Here is a 12,363-nt window from a genome sequence, read left to right as displayed (position 1 = left end):
GGGTGGGCTACTTCAAACCAATCGATAAATTGGCAAGCCCACCTTTATTATTTATGTAGCTGTTGAGATAGGTAGAACTAAGCTTTAACTTGCTTTAGGTATTCAGTAACGGCTTGAGTCGCTGATTCACCTTTATGCGTTTTTACGTTGTCTAACCAAGCTTCAACTTGTTGAGGGTTCTTGTTCAACCATTGTTGAGCCGCTTTTTCTGGCTTCACTTTTTGGTTAAGAATCTCTTCCATCAACTGGTTTTCCATCTCTAGAGTGAATTCTAGGTTTTGTAGAAGTTGACCGACGTTTGCGCACTCAGACAGGTAGTTTGAACGAACGTTGGTGTAAACATTCGCGCCACCGTAGTTAGGGCCGAAGAAGTCGTCACCGCCAGAAAGGTATTCCATTTCAACATTGCTGTTCATCGGGTGCGGAGCCCAACCAAGGTAAACAATCCATTGGCTACGACGTGCTGCGCGTGACACTTGAGACACCATGCCCGCTTCACTTGATTCCACTAGGCTGAAATCTTTCAAGCCAAACGCGTCTGAATCAATCATTGATTGGATTAGTCGGTTACCGTCGTTACCCGGTTCGATGCCGTAGATGCGGTCTTTAAATTTGTCGGCATGTTTTGCTAGGTCTGCGAAGCTTTTTACGCCAGAGTCATACACGTATTTTGGCACAGCTAGCGTGTATTTTGCGCCTTCAAGGTTGGCACGCACGGTCTCAACCGTGCCCGCTTCACGGTACTTAGCAATATCGCCTTCCATGGTTGGCATCCAGTTACCTAGGAATACATCAATATCGCCGTTCGCCATTGAAGAGTATGTCACCGGTACTGAAAGTAGGTCGGTTTTGGTTTTGTAACCAAGGCCTTTTAATAGTTCAGAAGTAACGGCGGTTGTTGCGGTAATGTCAGTCCAGCCTACATCAGCGAAGCGGACGTTTTCACATTGCTGTGGTTCAATAGAAGCGTTAGCACCAAATGCAAATGAACTGATGGCTAATGTTGCTAATACCTTTTTTGTAGCGGTTTGTTTATGTTGAGTCGTCATAATGATTCCTTTTTATCTTTCCTTTTTCTGCCCTAACTCATACTAATCAGGGCAGTTTTGCTGACTTTTGACTAATTTTGGTTGTTACTTTTTATTATTTTTATATCAATAACAGAGGCTTACGCTTCTCTTACTGGTTTATTGATTCTTTGCTTCTCTTGCCATTCAGGTGCAATCCACACTGGAACGTCCTGCTCTTTGAGCATTGGCTTACCCAAAATCAAATCGGAAGCACGCTCAGCCACCATAATGGTCGGGGCGTTCAAGTTTCCGTTCGGAATAACAGGGAAAACAGATGAGTCAACAACGCGCAGATTATCAATGCCGCGAACGCGACACTCTTCATCAAGCACTGCCATTGGATCATCATCAGCGCCCATTTTGCAGCCACATGAAGGGTGGTACGCACTTTCCACGTTCTGTTTAACCCATTCGTCGATTGCTTCATCGGAAGTCACACTTAGACCCGGCTGAATCTCTTCACCTCGGTAAGCATCCATTGCTGGTTGAGACAAAATCTCACGCGTTAGACGAATACAATCGCGCCAATCTTGGCGATCTTGTTCAGTCGAGATGTAGTTGAAAATGATCTCTGGCTTGGCATGCGGATCAGCAGAAGTGATCGCAACCGTACCGCGACTCTCTGGCTTGTTAGGCCCAACGTGTACTTGGAAACCGTGACCATCAAAGGCCGCTTGTCCGTCGTAACGCATCGCTGCTGGTAGGAAGTGATATTGAATGTTTGGCCACTTCAATCCTTTGCGAGAACGAATAAACGCGCACGATTCAAAGTGGTTAGTGGCACCAAGGCCTTTACGAGTCAAAATCCATTCTGCACCAATCATGCCTTTGCTGACTAAACCAAGCTTGCTGTTGAGCGTGATGGGTTCGTTGCAGTGATATTGGAAGTACACTTCTAGGTGATCTTGAAGGTTTTCACCGACACCGCTTAGTTCGTGTTTAACTTCAACGCCGGCCTTTTCAAGCACGGCTTTCGGGCCGATACCAGAAAGCTGCAGCAGTTGAACCGAGCCAATAGAACCCGCAGAAGAGATCACTTCTTTGTTCGCCACAGCCACCTGGGTATTGCCTGACTTTTCAAACTCGACACCAACCGCTTTCAAGCCTGATTGACCTTCTAAGTCTTGTGCTTCAAGTAAGAAACGACGCGCCACGATACCTTTCTTCAAGGTCAGGTTTGAACGCTTCAATGCTCGACGTAAATAAGCGTTAGAGGTTGAGGCTCTAACACCCTTGTCTACCGTCATATGCATAGTGCCGAAGCCTTCTTGCTGGTAGCCGTTGTAATCGTTGGTTTCTGGGTAACCAGCGTCTTTACCTGCATCGATGAATGCTTGGTAAAGCGGGTTAAGCTCCATATCGTTACCATTACAAGTGCCGACAGGGCCATTGTCACCACGGTATTCATCACCGCCTTTGTTCCATGATTCAGCACGGCGGAAGTAAGGCAAGCATGCTTGATAGTTCCAACCCGCTGCACCCTCTTCTTCCCATTGGTCAAAATCACACGCGTGGCCACGAACATAAACCATGCCGTTGATCGATGAGCTACCGCCTAACACTTTGCCACGTGGGCAGTGCAGTTCACGTCCATCAAGGCCCGGTTCTTTCTCTGTTTCAAATTGCCAAGCGTACTTTTCAGTATTCATTGGGTAAGAAAGCGCGGTTGGCATTTGGATAAAAATACTCTTATCCGTGCCACCAGCTTCCAGTAATAAAACGCTATGTTCACCGCTTTCCGTTAGCCTATCCGCTAACACACAGCCGGCCGAACCCGCGCCGACGATAATATAATCGTAGCGTTGTTCCATGTTTTGATTTCCCTGAGATGAGTCAGTAGGGCTAGCTCTGTTAAGCTAACCCATAAAATTGAGTGTTACGCGTTAGGCATAAGGGCTGGCGTAGTCGCCAAGTTCAATAAGAATGCTCTTAGTCTGCGTATAGTGAAGTAGAGTTTCTGGTCCATTTTCACGGCCAATACCCGAAAGCTTGTAACCCCCAACTGGCATTTCTGCTGGTGAGTCACCCCACGTATTAACCCAACAAATACCCGCCTGCATTTGGTGAATAACACGGTGCGCACGAGAAAGGTTTTGCGTGAACACACCAGCCGCAAGGCCGTATTTGGTGTCGTTTGCACGGCGAATCACATCGTCTTCGTCCGAAAACTTCAACACTGACATCACAGGGCCGAAGATCTCTTGCTGAACGTGAGGCATGTTGTCTTCGCAATCCACAAACACGGTTGGGATAACAAAGTTGCCGTTTTCGAGGCCGTTATCTGTCACTTGATAGCCGCCCGTCAGCAGGGTTGCACCCGACTGTTTTGCTAGCTCAATTGCTTCAAGGACTTTTGAAAGGTGTTCTTTAGAAATCAACGCGCCGATCTGAGTCTCCATGTCCATTGGGTTACCAATGATCAGCTTCTCAGTGCGTGTTTTAAGTTGATCGATGAATGCGTTGTAGATATTTTTGTGTACATAAACACGGGTACCGTTAGTACACACTTCGCCTTGAGTGTAGAAGTTTGCGACCATCGAAGCCGAAACTGCATCATCCAATTTCGCATCATCAAACACGATCATTGGTGACTTGCCGCCAAGTTCCATGGTGACTGATTTCAGTGTCTTAGCGCTATCCGACATTACCGCTTTACCGGTACCGGTTTCACCTGTGAACGACACTTTCGCGATATCTGGGTGCGCCGTTAGCATCTGACCAACACGGTAATCGCCCTGAACTACATTAAACACTCCATCAGGAAGACCAGCTTCGGTAAAGATCTCTGCAAGCTTTAGAGCTGTGAGCGGCGTCTCTTCTGAAGGCTTGAAAATCATCGCATTACCCGCAGCGAGTGCTGGAGCCGATTTCCACATCGCAATTTGGATAGGGTAGTTCCACGCGCCGATGCCCGCACAGATACCTAGCGGTTCGCGGCGTGTGTAGAAAAATTGAGATTCACTCAGCGGCTGTTGGTCGCCTTGTAGCGTTGGAGCCAAGCCAGCAAAGTATTCAATAACATCAGCACCAGACGCCACATCCACTTCAATTGCTTCTTGCAGCGGCTTGCCCGTATCAACAACCTCAAGGTTTGCAAGGTCATTATTTCGAGCTCTAAGTATTTCCACTGCCTTCAACAGAATGCGGCTGCGTTCCACAGCGGTCATTGCAGACCATACCGCAAATCCGCGTTTCGCAGATTCAATAGCACTGTCGACATCCGCTGAAGATGCTTGGCCTAGCGTCGCGATAGGTTCACCGTTGGCAGGGTTAATGCTATCAAAGGTTTCACCAGAGGTTGCTTTAACCGCTGCGCCATCGATGTATAACGAGTTCATTTCCATTTGAGATTCTGACTTAATTATTGTTATTAGACTCTACTGGTCTATATGTGAGTATTGGGTGCGAATAGTGGTCGCTCTTGCTCTAGGTCTAGCTCAAGGTCTAGCTCAAGGTCTAACGCTACCACTGCGATCTATTTGCTGTGACACGAGTAGAACGTAAGTTGTTTATCTAGATAATCATTGATAATGGCACGCGCCTTTTGAGCATCGATACCATCTGGGTTTAGTGTGCCTCTCAGCCATAAACCATCAATCAGAGACGCAATCCCGTGAGCAACGAGATCCGCTTGTTCATGATTCAAAATACCTTTCAACTCAAGACGTAAGTGTGAAATCAAACGTTTTTCATTCACACGCTGCAGTCTTTTCAGCTGCTCGTCATGCATTGAATATGACCAAAATGCCAACCACGCCTTCGCGACCTTATTTTCTGCTTGGTAACCTTCGAAGTTACCATCGATGATCGCGTTGATTCTCTGTTGGTGAGCATCAACAGGAAGTGCTTTTAGTGACGTGGTGATGGTATTAGAAAGTTGGCGAAGGATTTCACGCATGGTCTCTTCGAGCAGCCCATGCTTCCCGCCAAAATAGTGATTAATAATGCCAGTGGAGACTCCCGCTTCTTTGCTGATCAACGCAATACTCGCGGCATGCAAACCCACTCGATCAATCACCGTCATGGTGGCTTGAACAAGCTGTGGTTTACGTATATCAGGCATCCCAATCTTCGGCATTTCTCAGTCCTTTTATTTTATATTGAACGTTCAGTTAAATATAAAATGACAGAAATTTAGTTAGGGTTCAAATGATTATTTAAAACAAACTCGTAACAATACAGCATTCAAAACAACAAAAATCATTATGGAACAACAGCTTAAATATCATCTAGAGCACTAACGAAAACAATTAAAGATTTGAGGTGTGATAGTTATTGGTCAAATGTTTTTACTTAGAAAGTTCAAGAATCAATCAGTGAGAGTCCTTGTAGAAACTTTTTGGGGAGGGAGTGGAAAGGAAGTATCAAGGAATTTTCATACTGAAATTTAAGACAAGGAAATCCACAATCAACACAGGTAACGAATCAAAAAATGAACAAAAAAGGTTGGCGACAACAGCGTCATCACCAACCTTCTCAGTCGTTTCTAATGTTATTGCAAGCCTAAGCTACTCAATGCGTGTAATGAAACCGTATTTATCTGACTCAGCCTTTGTCACCCAGTGTTCGCCAGAAGCCGGAGCAGAATCCAACGTGAAGATATAGAAGTCGATTCCTTTGTCTCCCATTACCTTTTTAAAGTAGGTCGCTTGCTTGCGATGGCTTTCGTTCGTGTATGGGAAGTCTTTGGCTGTTTTATCATCCTCAGCCCAACTGTGCACACCAACCTGCTTATTAAGCTCAATGGCTTTAGTGGTATCTGCTCGTTGCAAAACTCGTGGGTTACCCGCAGCGAAAAGATCCGTGCCGCCAGAGAACACCGACCCCGTAGGCGTTACGATCGTCGTCATGTTGTTACTGTGGATCATGCGACCGGTGTACATATTGATATCATCGTCGGCACTTCCACCAATATGGTTGGTAAACTTCAACGTCATCTCACTGCCTTGATACAATTTCACGATATCAAAAAGCTGAGAATAGGTTGATGCGCCTAGAGTGGAAGTAATGCGATCAACAGCGCCAGTCTCGTTGAGCACATCACGGTAAAAAGCGTTGAAAGCAAACGAGGTGGTTATCGTTACCTTGTTCCCACTTTTAGTGTTACTCAGAATGGTAGACCCAAGGCTAGTCACGTATTGAACCAGTTCATTGTGATACTCAAGCTCGACGGGCTTATGAGTATTCGTCGTCGTGTTAATTAACGTGGTGTCATTGCCGATTGAGCGTTGAGCCGCACCACAATCAAACACGTCCAAACCCTTGCTCTCTGTGTAGATACCGCAGCTATCAAATCCTGCATCAGGGAGGTACAGATCCACACTTTGACCTAAACTATCCGCAAGCCTAACCACTTTTTGCTTATCACTAATATCTTCCGCAAACAGAACGATTTCATACTGCACACCGTTGTAATCAAGTTTTATGGATTCTTGGACCTCTTGTCGCTCTTTATACAACTCACCCAGTTTCGCTGATGAAAATACGTAATCCGCTTGAGGTTTTGCTTGCACTTTGGTGGCAGCTTTACCTGAGTTAGAGCTTGAATTACAGCCCGCTAACAGAATCAAAGGTAACGCCAGTAATGCATTTCTATAGTCGTTCATACCGTTATTCCCAAAATGTTTGATGAGAAAATTCTATTGTTTAGCGCTGAATTTATCTGTCGTGGAAATGTATGAGAATGTCGAGCCTATTTGAACGATGTTTTTTATTTTCCTATAAATGCCAATTCATCATTGAACTAACTTATAAAGTGTTTAATCATTCGCTTTAGGTATTTGGCGAAGCATCTGAACTTATATGCAATAGCGTATAATCGTAATGGTTCATCACGACGAAGACTCGCTCACCTAATCTCAATAAGTGAAACGCACGACAAGGCTGATAATGGAATGACAAAACCTAAAATGATCATCGTGGAAGACGATTTGAAACTTCAGAAAATGTTGCAGGACTACTTCGTCGCGCAAGATTTTGATGTCACGGTGTTGGACGATGGCAGTGATGCCGCATACACCATCCTCACGGAGCAACCTGACATCGTACTGCTGGATTTGATGCTTCCTGTAACTGATGGACTTACAATCTGCCGACAGACGCGTACGCACTATAAAGGTAAAATCTTGATGCTCACTGCTAGCGATGACGACTTTGACCACGTCGCTGGTTTAGAGACAGGGGCTGATGACTATGTCACCAAGCCAATCAAACCAAGAGTTCTGCTGGCCAGAGTTCGTTCGCTATTACGCCGCCAAGACACCAATACCGCTTCAATCGATGACTCAGACACCCTTCAGTTCGATCAACTCGTTCTGAAAAACACTTATAAGAAGTGTGAACTTTCAGGTGCGGTTTTATCACTCACTGACAGCGAGTTTGACCTACTTTGGTTATTGGCAAACAACCCAGACACGCCGTTATCTCGTGACTACTTGACGCAAACATTGCGCGGGATTGAGTACGACGGAATAGACCGGACGATTGACAACAAGGTTGTACGTCTAAGAAAGATTTTGGGCGACGACCACACACCAGCAGAGAAAATTCAGACCATTCGCGGGAAGGGTTACTTATTTGTTTCGACCGCCTGGCGTTAACCTCGCTCAATACGAGCGTAATAAAAGAGAGCGATTATGCGACGTATCTTTTTGGAGTCCTTAATAGGGCTGTTAGTTTGCTTTATGGCCGGCCTTGTCGCCTACGAGATTAGCGTCTATCAGCTCAATACCGACTACGAATACGTACTGGAAGATTACGAAGCGGCTGCCCACCAGCAATTGATCGAGAACATCGCTAAAAATCAAGGCCTTGAAGCGGCTCATCAAGCGATAAACCAGTTTGTAGAAACCACACGAAATAAATTGGTTACATTCAGCCCAGACGATGAAATACCCAGCCCCGTTTCAGAGTTCTTCAGCACGAATCCGAATACCTTTGTTTTTCACGATGATGAACGGGACCTATGGTTTCGCTTAGCAAGCAGTGACAATACCTATCACTACCTCCCCAACAGTGAAGCGTTCGTTAGGCAAAAAATAGAGTTGGAGGATGACCTCATTTGGTTGTTCTTTTTAGCGAGCTTTATCTTATATGGGTTATGTCATCTATTTATTATCTTCCGCCGAGTTAAAAAGCTTGAGGCTGCCACTCTGCGTTTTGCGGAGGGCGATCTCTCGACACGAGCCGAGACTTCAAGTGGTATTGCGATTGGTTCACTGAACAAATCCTTCAACCTAATGGCCGACAGAATTCATCGCTTGGTAGAAAGTAATCGCTCACTCACTAATGCTGTCGCTCATGAACTGCGCACGCCAATATTCCGTATTCAGTGGCAAGCTGAAATGTTGAAAGACACCCAGCTAAACGCAGAGCAAGAAAGCACGATTGAGAGTATTGTCGAAGACACGGAAGAGATGGAAAAGATGGTCGATGAACTATTGTATTACGCCAAACTCGATAGCACTGACCTAGAAAACTTAAAAAAGCCATTAGAGATTCGAGACTTTCTCGACCACGCAATGGCGCGTTGGAACAAAGACACTCAGCTCAACATCGACCTATCGCTACCAGAGCAACCTAGCTCAATAATGGCGGATGAAACGCTATTTAACCGAGCACTAGATAACCTAGTGCGTAACGCAATGAAATTCGCACGCTCACAAGTGTCGATTGCAGCGACCGTGCATCAAGATCAGCTACAGATTGCGGTACACGATGACGGTGATGGTGTGGCTCAAGAACATCAAGCTCGCCTGTTCGAACCCTTTTACGTTGGCGACAAAGCGCGTAACAAAGCCAAGAGCGGCCATGGTTTAGGGCTGTCTATCGTCGAGAAGATCTGTGCTCAACACGGCGCTACCGTGGAGGTAGGTCAGAGCCAAGCCTTAAAGGGTGCGGTATTCACCATTACCATTCAGCTATGTAATGATTCCGCTGACAAACCCATACAGTAACTACAAAACACCTCTGGAATAATGTTCAACATCGGTCGGGAGATGCTGTCTCCCAATGAACTTATTGAATCTAAATTCCAATCTTTCTTAAGGTGTTTGTATGAAAAAGTTATTAGTTGCTTTAGGCATTGTTTCTCTAGCGGGTTGTTCTGGTATTAGCCACAACGAAGAAGTTTACACAGCGCACGCTGAAAGCTTCAACATTGTCGGTTTCCAAGTTCCAGGTAATACTCAAGACCGCGCAATGGAATTAGTACCTGAAGGTGCAACCGTTGATACGATTCGCTCAACAAACTCTGATACGAGCTCTGTTCTGGGTATTATCAACCGTATTATCGGTATCGACTACGTACAAGTTGGCGGTAAAAAGCAGTAATTCGCTATAGTGACGTTAGCCACGTACCATAATTAAGTGTCGCAGTTGCCTACCTATATTCAGTAGCCTGCACAAACTAAGTTAATCTAAGCCAGTGACCCGTCGCTGGCTTTTTTCATCCAGCAGATTTTGTGCTCTGTGCCAAACAAGTGCCCGATTCCCCTTCCCTCTTTTAACTAACAATTCGAAAAATAAGCCGAAAAGTCTTCGATTTCTTATCAAAATTGCCCCTAAATTCGCTAAATGGCCTTCTGTTTAAAGTGACACTTTCAAATCGTTGATCCTTCTATCAACCCAAAATCCGTTAATTGAGGCACAGATCAATTTACTCGAAAATCTTAATTTCCAAGAGAAATAAACACTTAATAAAAGTGTCACGATTTTATAAATAAACATATAGGTGCGTTCAAAAATAAACAGAAATGATAACTATCTGTAAATACGAGAAATATAAGTTTCATGAATAAAAGAGATCATTGCCATGCTACTAATTAATCAGATCGAATGATGTAAATTCGTTGTGATAATTTTGTTACGTTTTCATGGATTTTACATGGAAAGAGAAAATAACAATGAAAATGAAAAAGCGTTTAGTTGCCGTTGCTATAGCCAGTGCTATGTCTTTATCAGTACATGCAAGTGAATCCGTTCAAATCGATCAACCGATCAACTTTACTAGCTTCTCTGGGTTAAACGCTCAGTTAGGAGTCAGTAACGCCTCTAGCTTCAAGATGGTGAAAGAAGTAAACCTGAAAAAGCGTGGTATCTATAAAGTTAAGATCCAGCAGAACATCTGGGGAACACCGGTATGGGGACATTACCTAAATGCCACCCAAAGTGTCCAAGGTGGCGCACTTAAGTTCGTTCAAGGTCGCTACCTTAAAACAACGACCTTAGAGCGATCTTTTGTTAAGCCATCAATCAACAGCGCTCAAGCGGTTGAACTCGCAAGTAAAGATCTAAAGACTCAAGGCTTAACCAGCAAATCTCTAGACAACGTTCAACATCAGCTATTTATCTATCAAGGCTCTGTGAAGCAAGGCATCGGACAGCAAAGCGTAGATAAAACACGACTAGTGTACGTTGTCTCTTACCTAGTAGAAGGCAGTGAACAGCCGACTCGACCGTTCACCATGCTAGACGCGCACACAGGCGAAGTCATCGACCGCTGGGAAGGTATTGCTCACGCACAGATCGGTACAGGCCCCGGTGGCAACGAAAAAACAGGCATGTACGAATACGGCACCGACTACCACTACCTTGATGTGGTAGAAAATGGCACAGAGTGTGTGATGGAGTCTGAAAATGTCGTTACCGTTGACCTAAATGGTGCGACAGACGGCGACACTACTTACAGCTACGAATGTCCTCGTAACGAACATAAAGAAGTGAACGGAGCATTCTCACCACTCAACGATGCGCACTACTTCGGTAACATCGTATTCGACATGTATAAGAACTGGTTCGACACTGCGCCACTCTCTTTCAAACTCATGATGCGTGTTCACTACGGAAATAACTACGAGAACGCATTCTGGGATGGCAAGGCAATGACCTTTGGCGATGGTGAAAGCTTCTTCTATCCACTTGTTAGCCTAGATGTGTCAGCACACGAAGTGAGCCACGGTTTCACTGAGCAAAACTCAGGTTTGGTTTACGCAAACCAATCCGGTGGTATGAACGAAGCTTTCTCTGATATGGCAGGTGAAGCGGCAGAATACTACATGAAAGGCACCAACGACTGGATGGTCGGCCGTAATATCTTTAAAGGCGACGGAGCTCTACGTTACATGGACGATCCATCACGAGATGGTTCTTCAATCAATAATGCATCCGAGTACTACGATGGCTTGAATGTGCACTACAGTTCGGGCGTGTTCAACAAGGCCTTCTACCACCTTGCAACCACGCAAGGCTGGGATACTAAAAAAGCGTTCGAGCTTTTCGTGCTATCCAACCAAATCTACTGGTCAGAAAACAGTGACTTCTGGCAGGGTGCTTGTGGCGTGAAAAACTCGGCAACAGACCTTGGCTACAATGCCGATGACGTTGTTTCTGCGTTCGGTCTTGTGGGTGTTACCCCATGTGCAGAGCCACCACTGCCACCAGAACCGGAATATCAACGCCTTGAAAATGGTGTTGAAGCCGCAGTTGCTGGTGAAACAGGTTCGAAAACTTACTTTGATATCGAAGTACCATCAGGCCAAGAGAAACTGACGATTGATCTTGCTGTGTCTACGGGTGACCCAGATATTTATGTCGGCCTAGATTATGCGCCAAGCTCTCAAGAGAATATCTGTAAGAGCGAAACCGTGACCGATGAAGTGTGTGTGATTGAAAACCCAACCGCAGGTCGTTACACGGTTAACGTTCTAGGTTACTCAGATTACGCAGGTGCAAATCTGAAAGCGTCGTACGAATCAGGCAGCGCTAACGTGCCGCCCGTCTCTTCTTTCGAACACACGATTGTCGGTAAAGAAGTCGAGCTACGCAGCACAAGTTCAGACAGCGATGGTCAAATCGTTTCTTACCAATGGAACCTTGGCGATGGCAACACACAAACCGGTGAAGTGGCTCGTTATACCTACGCTGAAGCTGGCGACTACGTGGTGACTCTGACCGTGACTGACGATGCAGGCGTTGCAACATCAACAAGCAAGTCGATCACGATTGAAGGTGACTCTGCGGAAGGCTTCCCACTAAAACTGAAGTTTGGTAACAAAAATCCGAACGGTAAGGCGCGCGTTAAGCTGGCATGGGATTACGACACCAATGACTACTTTGTGATTAAGCGTAATGGCAAAAATGTTGGCGCTACAGACTTCAACTCATACGTCGACAAGTTCCGTCACAACGGCACAGTAGATGTTGAGTACCAAGTATGTACCTCAAGCGATATCTGTTCAGAAACCAAGCATTACCGTTTCATTAAAACACAATAATCGATAGTAAATTCAGGGCT

General features: G+C 45.4%; 9 protein-coding genes. 4 read left to right on the top strand and 5 right to left on the bottom strand.

Annotation, left to right across the window (positions count from 1 at the left end):
• Window positions 1–77: 77 nt before the first annotated feature.
• The 5 genes from AB6E51_RS14645 to AB6E51_RS14625 all read right to left on the bottom strand — a co-directional run bounded on the left by AB6E51_RS14645 (window position 78) and on the right by AB6E51_RS14625 (window position 6,676).
• On the bottom strand, window positions 78–1,049 hold the full coding sequence (locus AB6E51_RS14645; RefSeq protein ID WP_137001587.1) for a choline ABC transporter substrate-binding protein: 972 nt from the start codon (window positions 1,047–1,049) through the stop codon (window positions 78–80).
• Between the two features lie 119 nt (window positions 1,050–1,168).
• Entirely contained in the window at window positions 1,169–2,881 is a 1,713-nt protein-coding gene (gene betA, locus AB6E51_RS14640) for a choline dehydrogenase (protein WP_371725499.1), read from the bottom strand.
• 72 nt (window positions 2,882–2,953) lie between these two features.
• Window positions 2,954–4,414 carry a betaine-aldehyde dehydrogenase gene (betB, locus tag AB6E51_RS14635; RefSeq protein ID WP_372058546.1) on the bottom strand — a complete coding sequence of 487 codons (1,461 nt, stop codon included), beginning with the start codon at window positions 4,412–4,414 and terminating at the stop codon, window positions 2,954–2,956.
• 131 nt (window positions 4,415–4,545) lie between these two features.
• On the bottom strand, window positions 4,546–5,148 hold the full coding sequence (gene betI / locus AB6E51_RS14630) for a transcriptional regulator BetI (RefSeq protein ID WP_372058545.1): 603 nt from the start codon (window positions 5,146–5,148) through the stop codon (window positions 4,546–4,548).
• Window positions 5,149–5,578: 430 nt separating this feature from the next.
• Window positions 5,579–6,676: an alpha/beta hydrolase gene (locus AB6E51_RS14625; RefSeq protein WP_102393797.1), complete on the bottom strand. Its 1,098-nt coding sequence runs from the start codon at window positions 6,674–6,676 to the stop codon at window positions 5,579–5,581.
• 288 nt (window positions 6,677–6,964) lie between these two features.
• On the opposite strand from AB6E51_RS14625, the gene AB6E51_RS14620 reads away from it, so the two are divergent.
• The 4 genes from AB6E51_RS14620 (at window position 6,965) to AB6E51_RS14605 (ending at window position 12,343) form a co-directional block, all read left to right on the top strand.
• Window positions 6,965–7,669, top strand: coding sequence for a response regulator (locus AB6E51_RS14620; RefSeq protein WP_372058543.1), 705 nt, complete (start codon window positions 6,965–6,967; stop codon window positions 7,667–7,669).
• Between the two features lie 36 nt (window positions 7,670–7,705).
• Window positions 7,706–9,025, top strand: a complete 1,320-nt coding sequence (locus AB6E51_RS14615) for a cell wall metabolism sensor histidine kinase WalK (protein ID WP_102333556.1) — start codon at window positions 7,706–7,708, stop codon at window positions 9,023–9,025.
• 100 nt (window positions 9,026–9,125) lie between these two features.
• Window positions 9,126–9,401 carry a hypothetical protein gene (locus tag AB6E51_RS14610; RefSeq protein WP_372058542.1) on the top strand — a complete coding sequence of 92 codons (276 nt, stop codon included), beginning with the start codon at window positions 9,126–9,128 and terminating at the stop codon, window positions 9,399–9,401.
• A 572-nt stretch (window positions 9,402–9,973) separates the two neighbouring features.
• Window positions 9,974–12,343 carry a M4 family metallopeptidase gene (locus AB6E51_RS14605; protein WP_372058540.1) on the top strand — a complete coding sequence of 790 codons (2,370 nt, stop codon included), beginning with the start codon at window positions 9,974–9,976 and terminating at the stop codon, window positions 12,341–12,343.
• Window positions 12,344–12,363: the final 20 nt, after the last annotated feature.

The organism is Vibrio sp. 10N.247.311.47 (genome assembly GCF_041467535.1).
Classification (GTDB): Bacteria; Pseudomonadota; Gammaproteobacteria; order Enterobacterales; family Vibrionaceae; genus Vibrio; species Vibrio crassostreae_C.
This window is presented reverse-complemented; position numbering and strand designations above follow the sequence as displayed.